The organism is Halarchaeum sp. CBA1220, from assembly GCF_003721175.2.
GTDB classification, from domain to species: domain Archaea; phylum Halobacteriota; class Halobacteria; order Halobacteriales; family Halobacteriaceae; genus Halarchaeum; species Halarchaeum grantii.
In genome coordinates, this window is record NZ_CP054709.1 from 204,401 (window position 1) to 223,714 (window position 19,314).

Consider the following 19,314-nt stretch of genomic DNA (forward strand, 5'->3'; position numbering starts at 1 on the left):
CCAGTCCTGTTCGCGATTGAGGGATCCAACAGAGCACAGAACTCTTCCTCTACTGGTCGGTTGGACGGACTCTTGAGCGTCTCCGGGCTATTCTTCTGCAGTGGCTGCGACTCGCGAGTCTCGACGCAGCGTCTTTCGACGAATCGCACACCAGCAGCGCGTCGAATGGCCCGAATATGACTCGACACCGCTGTACGATCGCTCCTCACTTGGTGGGTTAGAATCAGACGTTCGAGTCGTCTCACGTGTCTGGTTTACGCACCCTGATCATGACTCACTCGAACAGTTTGTCTGCGAGCTTCCTCTGGCCTACTTTCGCTTCGAAGCCCACGACTGCTACGAGAGTTCGACATGCTACGAGATGGATACCCTCTTTCGCGTGTTCGTGCTGAAAGAACTCCACGGCTGGACGCACGAAACACCTCTCGTCGAGTACCTCGATACCTACCCCGAACTTTGTGAACGCCTCGAGTTGGGGACGGTTCCGGATCAATCGACACTGTGGCGCACATGGAACGAGCGTTTCACGCGCGATCTCCGCGAGACGATCCAGGAAGCGGCTCGACTAATCTTGATCAAAGCGCAGAACGCGGGTGTCGCTGTACCACGCAAACCAGAACGAAACCTCCCGGATCGAGGCGACGACGCTACTGAATCGGACCCTGCCGACCAGGCCCTCCTCGACAAGGCCGGGATGATTACCAAGCACGTCAGTCGCGTTGTATTCCCCGCGTTCTCGCTCAACCGTGGTGAGGGCTGTGAGATTCCCGAGAACGCTTACTGGGGCTTACAGACCTACTTGGGACTCCGTGAGAATTTGGCCGCCAACGAGGGCGCTCGCAGCTTCATTCACGAGTCGACGCGTGATCGAACACCACTCGGACACGGCCATCGCGACCAGATTCGCGATCTCTCCATCGAGCAGATCCGCGAGATGTACCGACAGGCACTCCGACAGCTCATCAACGAGCTCGCGGAGACAGAGGAGTTCTTCCGAGCGGGTATTGTCGCGATCGACATCACTGAGGACGATCCCTTTACCGGCGATAGGACGGGCCACGAGGACGAGATTATCGGGACGAAGGAGAAGAACGACGAATACGCCTACCAGTGGGCGACAGTCCAGTTGGTCGGCAACGCAGTCCCTCTTGTCCTTGATGCCCGTCCGGTACGGAAAGGTGAATCACGCAAGGAGATCGTCGAGGACTTGCTGGATTCGGCGGAAGAGCTCGTCCACGTCGATAACGTGCTGATGGACCGGGAGTTTGATAGTCAGCACATTCTAGAGATGATCAGCCAGCGGGGGCTCTCCTACGTCGTGCCGAAACGGATGCAAACGAGTGAGAAAGCTCAGGCCAAGCGGTTGCTCCAGCGTGATCAAGACCGGTACGAGACCGACCGGAAGCTCCATCTCGGGAAGAACGAGTGGCATGAGACGACGCTAATCTACCGTCGGAAGGAGAACTCTGAACACGATGATCACCGGCAGTACTCGGTGTTCATGTCCAACCGGGGTGGGGGCTTCCTTAGTGAATATGGATATCGCTGGGAGATTGAGAGTGGCTATCGGTCGATCAAGCGATTCATGGCCGCGACAACCTCGACCGATTTCGGGCTGCGGTTCTTCTACTTCGCGTTCGCGTGTCTCTTGTACTCGATTTGGCGAGCGGTCGATCTACTCGTCCAAGTCGAGTTGACCGGGGAATACGAACGATCACCGATGGTGACTGCCGATAATACGCTCACGCTGTTGAAGAAGGAGACAGGAATCGGGTAGTAAGGTACTCTCCCCGTGATAGAGCGCCGTCTGAGTGGCAACGCTACCGAAAGGGACCGATAATCCATCATATAGTAGGCATACTAACAAGAGTGGCCGTTTGGAGAGTAACCTGAAGCAGTTTCCACTCATCGATTCGTCCGAGACCGCGCATTACAGGCCGGCTAAACCCGGTGTAGTCTCAACTTCCAAATGGAGAAGATTCTGTATACCGATATATGATTTACTATACCCAATACTGCGCTCACAGCACCGTTACTCGCCAAAAACACGGGATTGGGGGCGAAACGTTGTTGGTTTGTCTTAGAGGAGTAAGACCAACCAGATTTATTGTGTGGCCGACCGTGGGGGTAGGCACAGAACGTGGCTCCAACTCAGACCGGCGATGACGGGCGTGAACCCCAGGGGACGCGCCTCGAAGACGCCATCGACCGACGCCTGCGCGGCATCGACTCGGATCGCTACCGGGAGAACACCGAGACTGTCCTCCGCGAACTCGCCGCCTGGCTTCGTGCCCACCGCGACGTCGAGACGGTTGAGGCCGTCGACGACGATGACTGCCGACGCTGGGTACAGACGTACCTCCACGATCGCGTCGCCGGCGAGGCCCACCCTCTCACCTTCGACACGGACCGTGAGTTCTCGGCCGCGAGCGCACACACGTACTACAACATCGCCCGGGCGTTCTTCTCCTGGTGCGTCGACGGCGAGCAACTCCTCGCCACGAACCCGATGCAGCCCGACCGCGTCAAAGACGAACTCCCGGAAGACACAGAGGAAGTCGAGCAGGGCCAGCAGTTCTGGTCCGCTGACGCTCGCGAGGCACTGCTTCGCTACGTCGACACGGAGGCACACGACGCCCTGGACGACGACACACGCGACCACGAGCGGGCGTTCCGCGATCGGGCCATCGCCTACCTCCTCGCGGACACGGGCGCACGTGGCGCCGAACTCTTCGCTGTCTCGGGCGACTCTGACCGCAACGGCATTCAGTGGCGTGACCTCGGCGACGGGGCCATCCGTGTCCTGGGGAAGTCCCGCGACCGCGAAACCGTGCAGTTCCCGCCGACGACGCGGAAGAAGGTCGCCCGCTACCGGCGCGTCCTCGAGCCCGCCTCCGAGGACTGGCCCGTGATCCCGACCGCCGACGCAACGAGCAAGTACCGCGCCGTCCGGCAGACACTCGCCGACCGAGAGTTCGACGACGAGGAGATTGAGGCACTCCTCGACAACGCCGACAACATTGACGAGGTCCTCCGCGCGTACGACGTCGCGCCGCCAGCGCTCACGACCGAGGGCGCCCGCCGCGTGATGCGCCAGCTCTGCGAGGACGCCGGCCTCGCCGTCGACGGCGAGTACCTCAAACCGCACGGCGGCCGCCGAGGACTCGGCCACCGCGCGTACACCGAACTCTCGGCTGAAGACGCCCAGAACATCCTCCGGCACCGAAGCATCGAGACGACCCACGCATCCTACACTGAAGCCAACACCTCCGACCTCTCCGAGGACGTCGACGACCTCCTCTACGGAGACGACTCCGCATGACATCCTCGCCCGCTAAAGGGCGGGGCTTCATACATGGGTAGCCTCGCGTCGAGGGAGGTTTCAGGACTGAAACGCTGCAAGCGTCGTCTGTCCGGGTTGCCGACTCGGCGTGCGGTGTCCTGTAGTGCTGTCACAAGCACTCCCGTCCCGTGACGAGTCATCGAAGTGAGCGTGGGACAGAGGGTACTCCATTTCGGCGACGAATTGGCGGGTCCGTGCAGAGGTAGTCGATCGTCCCGTAGCCGTAGTCGGCCTGTTGGCGAAGTTCTCCGAGGTTGTTCAGGACGCGTCCATCTGTACGAGGCGCGTCCCCTTCTCCGACGATCTCGGAGCCGAAGAGCGTGAGGACACCGCCGTGGGTTGTCGGTTCGAACCCACGGTCGTAGAGTGCGGCCTGTGCGGCGTGAAAGCAGGCGTAGTACAGGCGGTTGATGACGGCCGCGTCGGAGAGGTTCGCGTTCCGTGCGCCCTCGGCGTCCGAGAGCGCTTGGCGTGCTTGGCGGAGCTGGTCCTCAACTGCGGCCGCCCCGGGCGCGTCGTCGTCAGGCATACGCACGCCCCTCGTCGACGACGTTCCGAACGAACGGGTTCCCCTCGTCACGATAGCGCTCGAACGTCGATTCGGAGAGGATATGCAGCTCGACAAGTGGGCCGTACTCGAGCATTACGTCGTACGCGATATCTCGGAGGGAGTCGGCGACGGCGTCGCGATTCACGTCGTCGCGTAGAACGATGAGGACGTCGACGTCACTCGATCGGCCGCTCGCCTCGCTACGAACAGTCGACCCGAAGACGTACAGTTCGGCGAAGTCGTCGCCGTAGCCGGACCGCGCACGCTCGACGAACGCCGACGCTGCCGCCTCGTGGACGCCGTCCGGGAGCGCTTCGTCCGCGGTCTCGCTACTCATACGCCCGAGTACACGCTCCGTCGTCATTATCTTTCCCCGACCAGCCGTTGATTACGGAGAAAACGGATCGCTTGGTAGTCTGGTGATTCGAGGGGCATGATTCTGGGTGAATAGAGCGGTACAGTCTGTTTTCTTAGTACTTGTAGTGTTGTCAGGGACAGACAAGTAGATAATACGGTAAATTGGTCGGAACGCCCAGAAAAAGCCCTCTTGATGTGGCCAGAAAGGAAAGGGCCTCAGTTAGCGGGTTGTGCCTCCGTAGATGGTGTCCCGCCTGAAAGATTGGGGATAGACAGATCGGCGCGGCGGAGCAGCTGTGCGTTGATCGCGACAATTACTGTACTCAGCGACATCAAGAGCGCACCCACGGCGGGGGACAGCAGAATACCGAGCGGAGCCAATACGCCTGCTGCAAGCGGAATGGCGAAGACGTTGTAGCCGGCCGCCCAGATGATGTTCTCTTGCATCTTCCGGTAGCTCGCCTTGCTGAGCTTCACCAGCCGTACCACGTCCATCGGGTTGTTCTGGACGAGGATAACGTCGGCCGATTGGACGGCGACGTCAGTGCCGCTCCCGATTGCGATGCCGACATCGGCACGCGTCAGCGCCGGCGCGTCGTTCACGCCGTCGCCGACCATCCCCACGAGCTTGCCCTGGTCTTGGAGCTCCTGAACTTTCTTGTCCTTGTCTTCGGGGAGGACCTCCGCGAATACCGTATCGATACCTAGCTCGTCAGCAACCGCATTAGCGACATCCTGAGAGTCGCCGGTCAGCATCGCCACCTCGACACCGAGTTCGTGGAGGGCGTCGACGACGCGGAAACTCTCCTTGCGGATCACGTCGGCCATCGCGAACGCGGCGATCAACTCTCCCTCACGAACGAGATACACCACGGTCTGGGCGTTCTCACCGGCATCGTCAGCGAACCGCTGGAGATGGTCGGGGATCTCGCTATCGAGTTGGGTCAACAGATTCGGCCCGCCAACGTACACTTCGTTTCCGTCAACGCTCGCTCGGACGCCTCGACCTTTGATTGCCTCGAAGTCGCCCGCGTCAGGTGTACTGAGACCATGCTCATCGGCGGCCTCGCGGATGGCCCGCGCGATCATGTGCTCGGAGTCGCTTTCGACGGCCGCCGCTAGGGCGAGCGCGTCGTCCTCGTCGACGCCGTCGACGGTCGCCATGTCGACAACGCCGTGTTCGCCTTCGGTGAGCGTCCCCGTCTTGTCGAAGATGATTGCGTCCAGATTCCTCGACTCTTCCATTGCGATGCGGTCGCGAACGAGCATCCCGTTGCGAGCCGCGAGTGACGTGTTGATGGCGACGACCAGCGGGATGGCGAGCCCAAGGGCGTGCGGGCAGGCGATGACGAGCACCGTGACGACGCGCTCGATGACCGTCGCGTCGAACGAGATCGCGAGCGTCCACGCGATTGCGGTCACGACTGCGGAACCGAGCGCGACGTAGAACAGCCAGCCGGCCGCGCGGTCGGCCAACACTTGCGTCTTGGACTTGCTCTGCTGGGCCTCCTCAACGAGGCGCATGATGCCGGCGAGCGTCGTCTCTTCGCCCGTTGCAGCGACGCGGACGCGGAGACTGCCGTCGCCGTTGATCGTCCCGCCGATAACCTCGTCACCGGGCTCCTTCGAAACCGGTTTCGACTCACCGGTGATCATCGACTCCTCGACGTCCGACTCTCCTTCCTCAACGACACCGTCCGCAGGGACACTTGCACCCGGCCGGACGAGCACGAGGTCACCCTCGGAGAGGTCACTGACGGGGACTTCCTCGGTCTCTCCCTCGTCAGTGATGCGCTCGGCGGTGTCGGGCATCAGCTTCGCCAGTTCGTCGACGGCGCTCGAGGCACGGCGGACCGACCGCATCTCGATCCAGTGCCCCAAGAGCATGATGTCGATCAGCGTGACGAGCTCCCAGAAGAACGCCGACTGTGTGGGGAAAACTACGCTTGCGAGGCTGTAGACGAACGCGACGGTGATCGCCATCGAGATCAACGTCATCATCCCCGGCGACCGGTCTTTCAGCTCCGGGAGTGCCATCTGGAGGAATGGAACGCCACCGTACGCGAAGACGATGACCGCGAAGACAGGGTTGATCCACTCGCTCCCCGGGAATACAGGGACGGAGAAGCCGAGCCACCCCTGCAGCATTTCGCTGTACAGGAGAACGGGAATCGACAGGAGCGTCGAAACGAAGAAACGCCGCCGGAACATCTGCTCGTGGCCTTCGTGCATCCCGCCATGGCCCTCACCGTGTCCTTCGTGGGAACCGTGGCCGTGCCCGTCGCCCTCGTGTCCGGCGTGTTCGTGCTGCTCGTGGGACGCCATCTCACCTGCCGCAGCAGGGTGCGTCTCGTCCTCCAGTAGCTCCTGTTCTACCCGTTGCTCGTTCGACTTGGCGACCGCTTCATCGTGATCGCCGTGTCCATGCTGGTGACTACGGGTGTTCTGCTGGTCTTCCCCTTCCGGGGAATTCTCATTTGCGTCTTTATTGTCGTCCATGGATCATGTTCTGTTTAGAGGTGGATTCGCTGGCTTCCTGAATGTTCGGGCCTTGAAGCCGTGCATCAGGGCCAGTGTGGGCAAACGCCGAAGACAGCAGTTGGCCGTTGTCTCGGAGTGACCCGTGCTATCCGCAGATTGCGATACTCAGGCGTGAGCGGTGTATCCTGCGTCTTCAACGGCCTCTACGAGAGCCGTGACAGCTGCCTCACCCTCGACGCTTGCCTGTCTGGTTTCCCGGTTGACGGTCACGGAAGTCACGCCGGAGACTGCTTGGAGTGCCTCTTTGACTGTCTGCTCACAGTGACCGCATGACATTCCGTCCACAGTGATGGCCGTCATACAGGAGTACATACAGCTCCCTCTCTTTAGCGGATTTCCCTTTCGATCATGCTGGTATCGTGGAACCCAAATTTTGGATTCAAAGTAGTATATCTGGATGAAACTAGCCTCCAACTCTCTTCCCGCCAACGTTGAGAGCGTCAGGTATCGTCGTGGCTCATCCTGTCCAATTCACCCGCCCGAATCCTCAGGGGTTCGGGGCATATAGAGCGTAGAGGATTGAAAGCATCCCGGCGGCGGTGACGAGTGCTGCGACGAATCCTGCTTCGAAGATCGACACTCGGAGGAGCTCGAAGAGAACGCCTTCAAGGAGACCACCAAGGCCGACCAGCGCGAAGCCAGCGGCGACGTACAAAAGTAACTGCGTGTGATGCCGTTGGTATCCGCGATAGGCCTGGTAGGCGATGACCAGCGCCAGGGCGGTCGTGAACAGCTTTCCGATGACGAATAGCGTGTGTTCCATGAGTCAGTTTCCCCGCATCTCCTCGAAGATATTCGTGATCCGGTCAGCGGGGTCCGGCCGGACGTCGATCTGCACGTCGAAGCCCTCCGCCTGCAGGAGGACTTCGACGCGTTCGAGGCGCGCCTCGTACTCGCTGTAGTGCCGGCCGCCCGGGTCGACGTGCGTGTACTCTTCGAGGAGGCCCTGCTCAACGAGGCGCGTGACACGGCGCGAGACGGTCGGACGTGACATGTCGCATTCCTCGCTGAGCTCCTTCGCAGACAGTCGGTCGGTCTTCGTCGCCACGAGGATGTCGCGGGCGTACTCGTCGTCGAGCGTCGCGAAGACCTCCGACGGGTCGGCCTCCTCAGTCACACTCCTCTAATCGCCACAGGAGGCTAATATAGCCCGCCGGTTTTCTGACTCAGAACGCTGGCTCGCTATTATATCGTCTCTACCCGCCTACTGATAGTTGAAGGTGCAATAATTATGTCCACACTCGACCCCGGCATGAACCAACTCGAGAGCAAGATCGGCAAGCTGACCGTCGGCGGGAAGGTCCACAGCCTCAGCGCATGGTTCGTGCTCGCGCTCCGGCTCATGATGGGTTATGCGTTCGCCTACTCCGGCTTCACGAAGATCACCGGTGAGTTCGCCGCCGGCGGCTACCTGTCGAACGTCGCGGCGACGAACGGCAACCCGCTTGCGGGCCTGTTCGCGTGGATGGGGTCGACGCCGTGGTTCGTCGAGTTCGCGAGCGTCGCAGTCCCGTGGGGCGAGCTGTTCATCGGTCTTGGGCTGCTCGTCGGTGCGTTCGTCCGCCTCGCGGCGTTCTTCGGCGCCCTCATGATGCTCATGTTCTACTTCGGGAACTGGGAGGTCGCCCACGGTGTCATCAACGGGGACTTCGCGTACATGCTCGTCTTCCTCGCGGTCGCCGCGTTCGCCGCGGGCCGCATCCTCGGACTTGACCAGTACATCGAGAACTACGACGTCGGCGGCGAGACGCTCGTCGAGCGCTACCCCGCCCTCGAATACATCCTCGGCTAACCACGCCGAGACCTGTGGGAGCCCAACAATGCAAAATCCAATTCACGCACGCGGGATTCGCTCTCTGGGATTCATCGTCGTTGGAGCGCTGGCTCTGGCCGTCGTCGCCGGAATGGCGCTCACGCACGCGACCGTCCCAGATGCAATGATGTGGAGCTGGCACGACGGCATGTGGAACGGCGGCCACATGGCCGGATGGGGCTGGGGGATGATGCTGTTCGCGCTCCTGTGGATGGCACTCCTCGTCGCCGTCCCCCTCAGCCTCATCTACTGGCTGGGGACGCGGTCGCAATCGAACGGCCCCGCCGAGGATAGCGCACTCGCCGTCCTCCAAGAGCGGTACGCCCGTGGCGAGATCGACGACGAGGAATTCGATCGCCGTCGCGCCCGTCTTGCACCAGATAATGGACGGTAGCGGACGGTCGTTGCCTACTCGCTGACTTCTGTTTTCACGACGGTTGCCGGACGCGTCGTCAATCGGAGAACGCGGTCGGTGACGCTTCCGAGCAACGCACGATATTCGTCCGGCCGGCGTTTGGTACCGAGCACGAGGAGATCGGCGTCACAGTCGTCTGCGTGATTCACGATAGTCTCAGCGGGGCGACCATGTTGCATCGACGTCTCGATGTCGACATCGGCCTCTTCGGCTCGACGTCGGAGTTCCGAAAGCGTCTGCTCGCCGTGTTCTTCGAGCCCGTGTTCGGGTCCTTCGGCTTCGTCGACGTACTCGTCCCCACTGTATGCAGTCACGACATCCTCGTCGACGACGTAGAGCACATGAAGGACTGCGTCGTTGGCAGCTGCGAGCTCGAGTGCGTGCGTTTCAGCCTCTTCAGACGCGACAGTTCCATCGGTCGACAGGAGAATTCGGTCGTACATTCAGTCGGAGTTCAAAGGCACATATCATAAATTTGGCTTCCAATTCCCACCGCTCAAGAGTCAGGGGAGCATATTCAGTATGGCCACGTCAGCGAATGTGCCCAAGAACGACTGACGGACTCAATCGATACTGTAAATCTTCGACGAACTGTCCGTTAGTGGTCGTGTCCCTCCATCACCATCGGATGCCCGGTGGCGTATTCGTTGGGGTCCTCCTCGAAGGTTTCCTTGCAGGTCTGCGAGCAGAAGTAGTACGTCTCACCGTCGTGGGTCGCCGATGGCTCGCTGTCGTCAGTTCGCATCCCACAGACGGGATCACGGTACTGGCCAGGCGCACCGAGGCCGCGACGATACACGTACAGGAGAAAGCCGGAGAGCGCGAACGCAATGAGGTTGAGGTAGAACGTGTAGTTGACCTCGAAGTACGTTTGCTCGGTCGCCGTCTCGCCGCCCGCCAGATCAGGGACGATGTTGAGGGCGTCGAACAGCAGCTCCATGAGGAAGCCGGTGAACGCCATCGTGACGAAGAAGACGCCGAGAATGTACAGCATCACTTTCCAGCCGTAGTATTTCCGGTAGACGTTCAGCACGGGAATCGTGATGAGATCGGCATAGACGAATGCGATGACGCCAGCGAAACTGATGCCGCCGCCCCAGAGCGCGACTGCGAACGGGACATTACCCATGCTACCGACGAAGCTGATAACGGCGATGGCGACGCCCATAATCGCGTTTTCGGCGGTCACGAGCAGCCCGTCGCCCTGGATGAACAGGGTGTTCCACACCCACTGGGGGACGAACACGATGACGAACCCCGATATCAGGAAGCCGGCGATGACGTCCTTCCAGATCATCGACCACTCCTTGCGGTACTGGTTCCCAACTTTGTACCAGCCACCCCACGACAGTAACTCGTCACGCCACCCACCGCGGCTCGACATCTCCTGGCGGTAGGTCTCCATACAGCCCTCCGAGCAGAACTTGAGCGTCTCACCGCCGTCAGTCGTAAGCGTGTACTCGTCTTTGCCTTCCATCCCGCAGGTTGGATCCTCGGTGACGCCCGCCTCGTGATCGCGCTCGTTGAGCGTCTCTCGCACCTCATCGAAGAGGTTCTCCGGAAGCGTGAGATGAACGATGACGGCCATCACGGCGATGAGGATGAGGCCGCCAAGTAACTCTGCGACTAGGAACTCCCAGCCGAGCAGAATCAGGATCATCAACCCGAGTTCGACGATGAGGTTCGTCGACGCGAACATGAACGCGAGGAAGTTCACCGCGTGCGCCCCCTTCTTGAACAACCCCTTCCCGATGGCGACGGCGCCGAAACTACAGCCACTACTGGCCGCGCCGAACGCAGTCGCCTTGGTGAGCCCGCTCAGATCGCCATCGCCGAGGACCTGCGCCATCCGCTCCTTGGAGACGTAGACTTGGACGAGGCTCGTGATCGTGAGGCCCATGATGATCGCCCACGCTGCCGTCCAGAGGAAGCCCACTCCGATACGTAGAGCTTCGGAGATGCCATCAATCATCGTCGCTACCATAGGTATCAGTTCGAAGGGATCATCTATTGCAGTTTTCCTTCAGATAGTTCGGGTCAGAGCCGTGGTGAGTAGGTATTCAAAAGAATTGTGGCGGGTGGAACACGTAGGTCAAAGGCACAACCGCATTGAATAGTTAGTGCGTAGTATAATCTGAGAACCCCAACTCAGGGAGGGATCACAATATGCCGACAAATTCAGACGATACGCGACTTGTTACGCTCCTCCTCGTTATCATCGGTGCCGTCTTCATCGTCCCGTTGTTCTTCATGGGCTTCGGGATGATGGGGTTTGGTCCGATGATGGGCGGGATGTGGGGCGGTCACATGTGGGGCGACGGGACGATGCCTGGCTGGATGTTCATCGTCGGCATCGTGATGCAGCTGCTGTTCCTCGCTGCCCTCGTCGGTGGTGGGTACCTCATCTATCGCGCAGTTACGGGAGCTGCGAGTGATTCGGACCAGGCACTCGAAGAGCTTCGGCTTGCCTACGCTCGCGGGGAGCTGACTGACGAGGAATACGAACAGCGACGCGAAGCACTCGAACGAGATACCTGATTACGACGAGACATCAAAGCTGAAGGATGACCGGCTACCCCGACCACCGTCAACAGTCTCCCCGTCCGCAACTTCCAGCGTGGCTTGACCGATACACGACGGTGGGGTTATACGGGCTCCTCATCGGGACGGGACTCTGTCTGGTCGCGTTCCTCACGAATCCCGTTCCCGATCCCTCGTTCCCGTGGGCGACGCTGCCCGAGTCTCTACGATTACCGATTGCACAGCCCCGGATCGAACACTGGCCGGTGACCTACACTATCGGTATCTGGCTGTGGATTATCGGCTTTCCCGCGCTGTTCCTCGTTGGCTATAGACGATTCGGAGACTGGATGCCGTCCGGAACACCGATGTGGCTTGCTGGACTTCCGGCGCTCGCGATGATCAGCTGGACGACATACTGCCGGTTTTTCTGGCCGAAGCTTCATCCGCCGACCTGGAACGCTCCCTCCTACACGGTCGTCTGCTGGCTATACTGCTCCTCGTACAACGTGCTCTGGAGTAATCTTGCCTATCTGATTGCGTTCGTCGGCGTCGCCGCGACAGTTCTAGCTGTGCGACGCCGGCACGTAGCCGGATACATCCTACTCGGGTTCGGAGTCTTCGCACTTCCCCTCGGATTGCCAGCTGTGTATGAGGGATATCGCCGGTTGACATCCTCCTCCGGCTAAAGCCGGGGGAATCCCGAGCGTTGGGATATTAGGGTTTGCAGTCTCCTTGTTCTCTCGTGTTGAACGATCCGCTCTCGCGGTCGAACAGGAAGACTCCGGGCTGTGCCAACCAGCCGTTACTCATATCCCCTCTCGGGGGACTCTGAGTTATCCTTCGGCGGATATTCACCGCACCGTTCACGTCCGCATTCATCGTCGTCCCGCACGACTCGCAGACGTACAGACCGCGCTCCACGCGATTTGAGTCACGAATCTGCCCGCAACACGAACATGTCTTGCTCGTGTTCTCCTCGTCTACACGGTCAACGAGGATGCCGTGTTCCTCGGCTTTGTATTCGAGGAGACGGGCGAAGCGGTCAAACTCCCACCCGTGGAGTTTCTTGTTTCCCGACGCACCCCAGCTCCGCGAATCACCGTTCTCATCCTCGCGGATGTCACTAAGATCGCCAACCGCAATCTTCCCCACGCCTTCTTCGACACACCGCTCAACGATGTGTTTCGAGAGGGTATGGAGGAAGTGGTCTTTGCGTCGGGAGAGTTTCCGGCGTGCCTTTAGCGCACGCTTCGACGGCCCGTTCTCGCCTTCGGTCTGGTACTCCTCGCGGGTGAAGTAGTGTTTGTCTTCTTTCAGCACATTCCCCGGATACAGTTCCGAGGGGCCGTCCTCGTAGGCGATGCTGAGGTAATTGCTGATACCGAGGTCAATGCCCGCCGTCTTGTCTCCGGGTGCGTCTTCGACTGGAATCTCTTTCTTACAGACGAGGTGCAGTTCCCACTTGTCGCCGTTCCAGACGGCACGCACCTGCTGGATGTTCTCAATCTCTACGTCAGGGCGGGTTTCGTACTCCGCGAGGATGAAGTCCGACCGGTTCTCCTTCAGGTTGAAGCCTTTTGAAAGGCGGAGTTGGCCGTGTTTGTCGTCGTGCTTGATGGCTCGTTTCTTCCACGTGACTGTGGAGCGCGGGTGGTCGTCGCCACGTTTCCGGTAGCCGGGTGGATTGTTGTCGTCGTCGGAGTTGTACCAGCCGGTGAACGCCTCAGCAAGTTCTTCGAGAACTCGCTGACTCGACTGCGAATGCAGATCACTGTAGCGTTCGTGGTCTTTCAACTCCGACTTCAGTTCGGCTTCGTCAGGTATCTCACCTTCTTCGTCCCACTGGTCTTGGATGTAGTAGCGACCGACGTTCCACAGTTTGGATGCGGAGAATCCGCACTGATCGAGGTCGCCACGAACCTGTTGGTGGTTCGTGATGCGTGCGACGTAGGTGCGGGCCGTCTCCAGCATCGAACTAACCTCATAACACGTTATGAGAAAATATTTACTAAAACCAATGACCGGGCGTTGAATATCCGATTGGAGTGTCGGCGGTGAATTGTCCGTCACAATGTCGGATTCATCCCCGCCCAAAGGGGCGGGAATTCTCCTTGGTCTTTACAACTAAAACACACGGTGAAGTGAGGCCTTGACAGCAGTACAGGGCGCAAGCTCAAGAATCTCGGTGCGCACGAACGAACGCCCGGCGGAGGACAGTCAGGAGCACGTAGGTTTCGTACTTCTGGGTCTGACAGTGCTCACACGGCTGCATATCTGCGACGATCTCCGCTATCGCGTCGTCGTGGTCTTCTGTGAGAGTATCGAGTGCATCCCCAATCTGGGGCTGAACGGCCTCGATCATCTCCTCAACAGCGTCATCAGCTGACTCTGGCAGCGAGTACGAGAGGACGATCGTATTCGCGTGGTAGTACTTCGTCGTCCCACCGCGCCCTTCCTCGAAGCGGACGACGTCGACGAGACCGGCATCCCGTAACTCGTTGATGTGATGACGAACCGTGTTCTCCGTGCGGTCGACGCCGCGGTCCTCCAAACGGCCGTGGACCTCAGTTGCGGTCAGCGCCTCCTCAGAGAGGATATCGAGAATCATCGCCCGCATCGGTTCGTCGATGGCGTCCGAAACCCGGGTGTCTCGCACCGCGATGTCCTCAAGCCGGTGGTCGGTACCGGAACTACTCATACGAGAACTGTGTATGAGCAAGCGGGAAAAGCTAGCGGGACGCTGCTTAGAACTCAGGTCGCTGGGTCCGCGATACCGAAAGCCCTAGACAACCTGTTTGACTGTTCCAATCACCTATATCTGTATTCAAACATATCATCTAAAAAATACTTATTGGGGTACGGGCACTACCTCAAACTGTAATGAGCGACACAACCCAGTTCCGCGTCCTCGACTTCGACTGCCCGACCTGTGCGAGCACCGTCGAACGCGCCCTATCGAACGTCGACGGTGTCCAGCACGTCGAGGTTCACTACGCGACCGGCCGCGTCGAGATCGAATATGACGACAGCGTCGCTGACCCCGACGCCTTCGCACAGACCATCGAAAACCAGGGGTACACGCCCCAACCAGCCTAACACCATGAACATTCAATCGATCACGCAGTACTACCGGAAACACCGGAAGGCCATCGTCACGGCGACGAGCGGCCTGCTGTACGGCGGTGGCTGGAGTCTGGGCTACCTCACGAGTTTCGAGATGGCAAGCGCCGCCATCCTCGTCCTCGCGACGATCGTGGGTGGCTACGACATCGCCAAGACCGCCTACCACGAGGTCACGAACCGGACACTCGGCATCAAGACGCTGGTGACGCTGGCCGCTATCGGTGCCATCGTCATCGGAGAGTACTGGGAGGCTGCCGCCGTCGTCTTCCTGTTCAGCCTCGGCAGCTACCTCGAGGGCCGGACCATGCGGAAGACCCGGACGGCCCTCCAGGAGCTGCTGGAGATGACGCCCGACACGGCCACCGTCCGTCGCGACGGGGAACTCCAAGAGGTTCCCGCCCGGGAGGTCGAAGCGGGCGAGGTCGTCGTCGTGAAGCCGGGCGGGAAGATTCCGGTCGATGGCAAGGTCGTCGACGGCGAAAGCGCCGTCAACCAGGCGCCGGTCACAGGCGAGAGCGCGCCCGTCCACAAGGCCGACGGCGACGAAGTCTACGCCGGGACGGTCAACCAGGAGGGCGCGCTAGAAATCCGGACGACGGGCGCGGGCTCGGACACGACCCTCGAACGTATCATCCGTCGCGTCGAGGAGGCCCAAGAGGCCCAGTCGCCCACGGAGAGTCTCATCGACCGGTTCGCGAAGTACTACACGCCGGCCGTCATCGTGCTGGCCATCGGTGCGTATGCAGTCACGCAGAACGCGATCCTGTCGCTGACGCTGTTGGTCATCGGCTGTCCGGGCGCGCTGGTCATCGGGCCACCGGTCAGCATCGTCTCGGCCATCGGCAACGCCGCCCGATCGGGCGTGCTGATGAAGGGCGGCGAACACCTCGAACGCGCCGGCAAAATCGACCTCGTCGCCTTCGACAAGACCGGGACCCTCACGAAAGGCGAAACCACCGTGGCCGATATCGAAGGTTTCGGTATCGCCGCCGACGACGTCCTCACGCTCGCGGCGACCGCCGAGAAGAAGAGCGAACACCACCTCGCCGACGCCATCGTCGACGCAGCCCGCGAGCGCCCGACTGCTGCGACGGACGGTGGGGCGACGGTCGCCCAGGCGGACGAGACGGACGCGGGGAGCAGGTCGGTCCCCGATCCGGATGACTTCGACGTGGTCGCTGGTAAGGGCGTCATCGCCTATGCCGATGGCCAGGAAGTTGTTGTCGGCAACCGCGCACTTCTGGCCGACCGCGACATCGACATCCCCAGTCGGGTCGCCGACTACGTCCGCGAGCGTGAGGGGCGCGGCGAGACAGTCGTCCACGTCGTTCGGGACGGGGACATCATCGGCGCAATCGCGCTGCGGGACGAGCTCCGGGAGGCCGCACCTGGCGTCGTCGCGGCACTTCAGGACGTCAGCATCGAGACGGTGATGCTCACCGGCGACAACGAGCGGACGGCCGCGGCCGTTGCCGAGGAGGTCGGCATCGACGAGTACCGCGCCGAACTCCTCCCCGAGGACAAGCAGACCGTCATCGAGGCCTACCAAGCCGACGGACACGTCGTCGCGATGGTCGGCGACGGCATCAACGACGCGCCGTCGCTGGCGACCGCTGACGTCGGCATCGCGATGGGTGCCGCCGGGACGGACACCGCCATCGAAACGGCGGACATGGCGCTGATGGCCGACGACCTCGAACGGATCCCGTACGCGGTCAAACTGAGTAAGGCGACGCGCTGGAACGTCCTCGAGAACGTCGGGCTCGCAGTGCTGACCGTGACCGTCCTGCTCGCAGGCGTGCTCACCAGTTACGTCACGCTCGCGCTTGGGATGCTGGTCCACGAGGCCAGCGTCCTCGCGGTCATCCTCAACGGAATGCGACTGCTCCGCTACTGACCACTAGATACGATCATCACCACCACTCATGACATCGAACTCGACTGCGACTGCCGAGACCCAGACTAGAACCAATTGGAAGGTAGACTACGACATCGATCCGATCGAAATTCGCGACCCCGTCGCGGAGGCCCTCGGCGTCCTCGAACCGGGCGACCCGTTCGTCATCACCTATAGAGACGCGGTGAAAGAGGCGGGCCACTCCTGTCCGACTGCCTCGGGCGCCTACCGGATCGTCCAGTTGGGGCTCGACGCCCTGTATCCAGACGACTATCCAGTTCGGAGCGAAATCGAGGTGCAGGCGGCCGGCCCGCAGGACGATGCTGCGTACGGCGTGATGAGCCGCATCATCTCGTACGTCACTGGCGCGACCGAAGCCGACGGATTCGGTGGCCTCGCAGGCGGTTACGGCGGCCGCCGCGACCTCCTCGTCTTCGACGCGTTCGACCCGGACACGGCGGAGCCGACGTTCCGGTTCCGGCGAACCGACACGGACGAGACTGTCGGTGTATCCTACCACGTCAGCGACGTTCCTGACGGTGGACCCGCAATCGGGAACCTCCAAGGGATTCTCGACGAATCGGCAACCGACCAGCAACGAGAGGCCTTCGCTGACGCCTGGCACCGCCGGGTACAGGCTGTCCTCAGCGACGACTCGCTGTTTACCGTCGAAACAATGTAGCCGAGTCCTGTGTCCCCTGTGTTCGGATGCCGAGCAATCGGTGGTCGTGCAGGGATACGAGACTCGTTGAGTCCGTACCCGGTTGAAGGGTCCCGCGGTTCAACCACTTCTCAGGAATGTGGCATTCAACCGTCGCAGGTAGCACAAGTGGAGCGGAACCCGGTTAAAAATACGGCTGGTTGATGGCGCACAATTCGACAAAGAGGGCTCTGTTGAAATCCTAAGCCGCTGATAGTTTTCAGGGGCTATTGAATACGGAGCGTCTGTCGGCCAAGAGGCCGGAGTCAAATCGCTAAGTACAGACGACCGTTATATTAGTGCAACGAGGAACCTATCGTCTCCCCATTGCATTTTGAATGACCGATTGGGATGTTCACCAGAGTTTATAGATTTGATTCGCTACGGTTTGTATCAATGCCATTCAAAATTGCGGGGATCGCGTTCAGAAGAGACGCACATAAATTGGTAATCTCGAATGTTTCTGAGGAATGGCATCAGTCCCTCAAAATCGGTGGACTTCTACTTTCGGTCGGCGAACTCTTCATAGCCATCTTCGGTATTTATGCTGTATATACAGGGAAATCCTTCAGTCTGCCATTTGTCACACTTATTCTAGCAATTTTAGTATTCGTTGAGTTAGGAAGGCCAGATATTGAGATTGAGTACGAGGGGTCCTACACATCCCCTACAATGACCTTGGGGCCGGGAGGGAAATCTAGTTGGAAGCATGATCCACCGCTCGAATTAATCAGCTGGGAGTACCTTGACGATAGGGGAGAGGCGATTCCTGATGATGAGTTGGGAATGTACGGAAGTGAATCGGTCAGGATAGAAGTGCCGAATGGAAATCTCAAGATGATGGTCGAGAGTGGTGAGGCAGATTTTGGTCTTGAACTACCTTTCCCTGCTCGCCAAATCACTCTTACCGGCGAAACCGAAGAGCATCAATTCGACGACCTCGGTGAGGATGAAGAAAGGCCGATAGAGAATCAAGATGAACTTGCGGAGGCATTGACTCGAAAGGAGGCGACAATCTCATTCGACATACCACGTGATGAATTACTCTCATTAGGGCGGATTTTTCGAGTAGACGCCGCTGATGACAGCAAAAGTATTGAGTTAGTCTCGACAGAGGAGCACATAGAGTATCGATATAGCCAGGAAGACTACGCACATACAATCGACGTAGAAAAAGCTGAGTTACACCCAGGCGACTGGTATGAGGTTATCCTCCAATGGAATCCAGGTGAACTGAATATGCATATCGGCCCAACAAATCCAGCTTAAACCTCATTACTGATAGAATTACGGCGATGCGTTCGCACACCTACTAAACGGGTGTTTCAGCGGAGATAATGTTGAACACAGAGGATTTCAACAGAGCCAGATGGGAAGCTTATCGGAGACCTCAAGAAACGGTTCCCGTCGTCCATCCCAGAGAACGGGTATGTCCACGACTATCGCCATTCCCGACGAAGAGGAGATATGTGCGTACTGTGATTCGTTGATTCCATATTCTATCTGTGTCCGTGACTGTGGGGATGACTGATGCTTCTACGCTTGTCTGTCGGCCTACATCGACGAAAAAGACCTCACAACGGGCAATCCATGTGAGTTGACTCCCGACCAAGACATCTGCTGCTAATCGGACATACTGTTAGAATTTCCCGCAACTGAGTCTCCGTCGACTACATTTCCATCACAACCCATTTCCAAACCGAGAAAGAACGAACAGCAATGTCCATCGATTCCGACTCGAACGGTGTTCGCGTCTGGCTCGTCGAGCGGACGTACTCCGACGACGAGCAGAACCTCATTATCCTCACCTACGCGACCCCGGACGGCGGACAGTACTACCGCAAGGAACGGGCGCTCACCTCCTTTAGCGATGTCCGTGACACGACGGCCGCCGTCGATGCCGACCCAGACAATCTCGGTTCGGTCAACGACGCAGATCTGCAGGAACAGTACGCCGCCGAAGCCCAGCGAATGCAGAAGGTACACGATCCAGACGACGTAATCTGACTCCAGTCAACACGGTGGCAGCACCGAGCCGACGAGTTATATCCG

21 protein-coding genes are annotated in these 19,314 nt (G+C 59.6%); 11 read left to right on the forward strand and 10 right to left on the reverse strand.

Going from position 1 to position 19,314, the window contains the following annotated elements; translation table 11 throughout:
* Positions 1-100: 100 nt before the first annotated feature.
* Complete coding sequence (locus EFA46_RS14280; protein WP_123078669.1) at positions 101-1,777, forward strand: transposase; 1,677 nt, start codon at positions 101-103, stop codon at positions 1,775-1,777.
* A gap of 363 nt (positions 1,778-2,140) precedes the next feature.
* Positions 2,141-3,322, forward strand: a complete 1,182-nt coding sequence (locus EFA46_RS14285) for a site-specific integrase (protein WP_123078671.1) — start codon at positions 2,141-2,143, stop codon at positions 3,320-3,322.
* A 157-nt stretch (positions 3,323-3,479) separates the two neighbouring features.
* Here the strand turns inward: EFA46_RS14285 and EFA46_RS14290 are convergent, their stop codons facing one another.
* The 6 genes from EFA46_RS14290 to EFA46_RS14315 form a co-directional block, all read right to left on the reverse strand.
* Positions 3,480-3,872 (reverse strand): HEPN domain-containing protein, encoded by a 393-nt coding sequence (locus EFA46_RS14290; protein WP_255494157.1) that lies wholly within the window; start codon positions 3,870-3,872, stop codon positions 3,480-3,482.
* Positions 3,865-4,230 (reverse strand): nucleotidyltransferase domain-containing protein, encoded by a 366-nt coding sequence (locus EFA46_RS14295; RefSeq protein ID WP_176969905.1) that lies wholly within the window; start codon positions 4,228-4,230, stop codon positions 3,865-3,867. The genes EFA46_RS14290 and EFA46_RS14295 overlap by 8 nt, the downstream gene beginning before the upstream one ends.
* 236 nt (positions 4,231-4,466) lie before the next feature.
* A complete protein-coding gene (locus tag EFA46_RS14300; RefSeq protein ID WP_123078675.1) occupies positions 4,467-6,749 on the reverse strand; it encodes a copper-translocating P-type ATPase in 2,283 nt (760 codons plus the stop codon).
* A gap of 147 nt (positions 6,750-6,896) precedes the next feature.
* Positions 6,897-7,091 carry a heavy-metal-associated domain-containing protein gene (locus tag EFA46_RS14305; RefSeq protein ID WP_123078677.1) on the reverse strand — a complete coding sequence of 65 codons (195 nt, stop codon included), beginning with the start codon at positions 7,089-7,091 and terminating at the stop codon, positions 6,897-6,899.
* 187 nt (positions 7,092-7,278) lie between these two features.
* Entirely contained in the window at positions 7,279-7,554 is a 276-nt protein-coding gene (locus EFA46_RS14310; RefSeq protein ID WP_123078679.1) for a hypothetical protein, read from the reverse strand.
* A 3-nt stretch (positions 7,555-7,557) separates the two neighbouring features.
* A complete protein-coding gene (locus EFA46_RS14315; RefSeq protein ID WP_123078681.1) occupies positions 7,558-7,908 on the reverse strand; it encodes a winged helix-turn-helix domain-containing protein in 351 nt (116 codons plus the stop codon).
* A 114-nt stretch (positions 7,909-8,022) separates the two neighbouring features.
* Between EFA46_RS14315 and EFA46_RS14320 the strand changes: the two genes are divergently transcribed.
* Positions 8,023-8,583: a DoxX family protein gene (locus tag EFA46_RS14320; protein WP_123078683.1), complete on the forward strand. Its 561-nt coding sequence runs from the start codon at positions 8,023-8,025 to the stop codon at positions 8,581-8,583.
* Between the two features lie 112 nt (positions 8,584-8,695).
* On the forward strand, positions 8,696-8,998 hold the full coding sequence (locus EFA46_RS14325) for an SHOCT domain-containing protein (protein WP_255494126.1): 303 nt from the start codon (positions 8,696-8,698) through the stop codon (positions 8,996-8,998).
* A gap of 14 nt (positions 8,999-9,012) precedes the next feature.
* Here EFA46_RS14325 and EFA46_RS14330 read toward each other — a convergent pair whose 3' ends face one another.
* Together EFA46_RS14330 and EFA46_RS14335 are read right to left on the reverse strand one after the other, a co-directional pair.
* The gene (locus tag EFA46_RS14330) at positions 9,013-9,462 is read right to left on the reverse strand and encodes a universal stress protein (protein ID WP_123078687.1); all 450 of its coding nucleotides are present in this window, start codon (positions 9,460-9,462) and stop codon (positions 9,013-9,015) included.
* A 155-nt stretch (positions 9,463-9,617) separates the two neighbouring features.
* Positions 9,618-11,003 (reverse strand): permease, encoded by a 1,386-nt coding sequence (locus EFA46_RS14335; protein ID WP_123078689.1) that lies wholly within the window; start codon positions 11,001-11,003, stop codon positions 9,618-9,620.
* Positions 11,004-11,185: 182 nt separating this feature from the next.
* Between EFA46_RS14335 and EFA46_RS14340 the strand changes: the two genes are divergently transcribed.
* Both EFA46_RS14340 and EFA46_RS14345 read left to right on the forward strand, forming a co-directional pair.
* Positions 11,186-11,557, forward strand: a complete 372-nt coding sequence (locus tag EFA46_RS14340) for an SHOCT domain-containing protein (RefSeq protein WP_066419111.1) — start codon at positions 11,186-11,188, stop codon at positions 11,555-11,557.
* 26 nt (positions 11,558-11,583) lie between these two features.
* The gene (locus tag EFA46_RS14345; RefSeq protein ID WP_123078691.1) at positions 11,584-12,228 is read left to right on the forward strand and encodes a hypothetical protein; all 645 of its coding nucleotides are present in this window, start codon (positions 11,584-11,586) and stop codon (positions 12,226-12,228) included.
* A gap of 28 nt (positions 12,229-12,256) precedes the next feature.
* On the opposite strand, the gene EFA46_RS14350 is transcribed toward EFA46_RS14345, so the two are convergent.
* Both EFA46_RS14350 and EFA46_RS14355 read right to left on the reverse strand, forming a co-directional pair.
* Entirely contained in the window at positions 12,257-13,513 is a 1,257-nt protein-coding gene (locus tag EFA46_RS14350; RefSeq protein ID WP_123078693.1) for an RNA-guided endonuclease TnpB family protein, read from the reverse strand.
* 202 nt (positions 13,514-13,715) lie between these two features.
* Positions 13,716-14,240 carry a helix-turn-helix domain-containing protein gene (locus EFA46_RS14355; RefSeq protein WP_123078695.1) on the reverse strand — a complete coding sequence of 175 codons (525 nt, stop codon included), beginning with the start codon at positions 14,238-14,240 and terminating at the stop codon, positions 13,716-13,718.
* A 182-nt stretch (positions 14,241-14,422) separates the two neighbouring features.
* Between EFA46_RS14355 and EFA46_RS14360 the strand changes: the two genes are divergently transcribed.
* The 5 genes from EFA46_RS14360 (at position 14,423) to EFA46_RS14380 (ending at position 19,269) form a co-directional block, all read left to right on the forward strand.
* On the forward strand, positions 14,423-14,638 hold the full coding sequence (locus tag EFA46_RS14360) for a heavy-metal-associated domain-containing protein (protein ID WP_006183492.1): 216 nt from the start codon (positions 14,423-14,425) through the stop codon (positions 14,636-14,638).
* A 4-nt stretch (positions 14,639-14,642) separates the two neighbouring features.
* A complete protein-coding gene (locus EFA46_RS14365) occupies positions 14,643-16,562 on the forward strand; it encodes a cation-translocating P-type ATPase (RefSeq protein ID WP_123078697.1) in 1,920 nt (639 codons plus the stop codon).
* Between the two features lie 28 nt (positions 16,563-16,590).
* Positions 16,591-17,244, forward strand: coding sequence for a hypothetical protein (locus EFA46_RS14370; RefSeq protein WP_123078699.1), 654 nt, complete (start codon positions 16,591-16,593; stop codon positions 17,242-17,244).
* A 414-nt stretch (positions 17,245-17,658) separates the two neighbouring features.
* Positions 17,659-18,531 (forward strand): hypothetical protein, encoded by an 873-nt coding sequence (locus tag EFA46_RS14375; protein WP_148040714.1) that lies wholly within the window; start codon positions 17,659-17,661, stop codon positions 18,529-18,531.
* Between the two features lie 450 nt (positions 18,532-18,981).
* Complete coding sequence (locus tag EFA46_RS14380) at positions 18,982-19,269, forward strand: hypothetical protein (protein ID WP_123078701.1); 288 nt, start codon at positions 18,982-18,984, stop codon at positions 19,267-19,269.
* Positions 19,270-19,314 lie beyond the last annotated feature (45 nt).

Excerpts from the sequence above, each read along its gene's own strand:
- EFA46_RS14290 (WP_255494157.1), bottom strand. The coding sequence starts at position 3,872 with ATGCCTGACGACGACGCGCCCGGGGCGGCCGCAGTTGAGGACCAGCTC.
- EFA46_RS14295 (WP_176969905.1), bottom strand. The coding sequence starts at position 4,230 with ATGAGTAGCGAGACCGCGGACGAAGCGCTCCCGGACGGCGTCCACGAG.
- EFA46_RS14300 (WP_123078675.1), bottom strand. The coding sequence starts at position 6,749 with ATGGACGACAATAAAGACGCAAATGAGAATTCCCCGGAAGGGGAAGAC.
- EFA46_RS14305 (WP_123078677.1), bottom strand. The coding sequence starts at position 7,091 with ATGACGGCCATCACTGTGGACGGAATGTCATGCGGTCACTGTGAGCAG.
- EFA46_RS14310 (WP_123078679.1), bottom strand. The coding sequence starts at position 7,554 with ATGGAACACACGCTATTCGTCATCGGAAAGCTGTTCACGACCGCCCTG.
- EFA46_RS14320 (WP_123078683.1), top strand. The coding sequence starts at position 8,023 with ATGTCCACACTCGACCCCGGCATGAACCAACTCGAGAGCAAGATCGGC.
- EFA46_RS14325 (WP_255494126.1), top strand. The coding sequence starts at position 8,696 with ATGGCGCTCACGCACGCGACCGTCCCAGATGCAATGATGTGGAGCTGG.
- EFA46_RS14330 (WP_123078687.1), bottom strand. The coding sequence starts at position 9,462 with ATGTACGACCGAATTCTCCTGTCGACCGATGGAACTGTCGCGTCTGAA.
- EFA46_RS14335 (WP_123078689.1), bottom strand. The coding sequence starts at position 11,003 with ATGGTAGCGACGATGATTGATGGCATCTCCGAAGCTCTACGTATCGGA.
- EFA46_RS14340 (WP_066419111.1), top strand. The coding sequence starts at position 11,186 with ATGCCGACAAATTCAGACGATACGCGACTTGTTACGCTCCTCCTCGTT.
- EFA46_RS14345 (WP_123078691.1), top strand. The coding sequence starts at position 11,584 with ATGACCGGCTACCCCGACCACCGTCAACAGTCTCCCCGTCCGCAACTT.
- EFA46_RS14350 (WP_123078693.1), bottom strand. The coding sequence starts at position 13,513 with ATGCTGGAGACGGCCCGCACCTACGTCGCACGCATCACGAACCACCAA.
- EFA46_RS14355 (WP_123078695.1), bottom strand. The coding sequence starts at position 14,240 with ATGAGTAGTTCCGGTACCGACCACCGGCTTGAGGACATCGCGGTGCGA.
- EFA46_RS14360 (WP_006183492.1), top strand. The coding sequence starts at position 14,423 with ATGAGCGACACAACCCAGTTCCGCGTCCTCGACTTCGACTGCCCGACC.
- EFA46_RS14365 (WP_123078697.1), top strand. The coding sequence starts at position 14,643 with ATGAACATTCAATCGATCACGCAGTACTACCGGAAACACCGGAAGGCC.
- EFA46_RS14370 (WP_123078699.1), top strand. The coding sequence starts at position 16,591 with ATGACATCGAACTCGACTGCGACTGCCGAGACCCAGACTAGAACCAAT.
- EFA46_RS14375 (WP_148040714.1), top strand. The coding sequence starts at position 17,659 with ATGCCATTCAAAATTGCGGGGATCGCGTTCAGAAGAGACGCACATAAA.
- EFA46_RS14380 (WP_123078701.1), top strand. The coding sequence starts at position 18,982 with ATGTCCATCGATTCCGACTCGAACGGTGTTCGCGTCTGGCTCGTCGAG.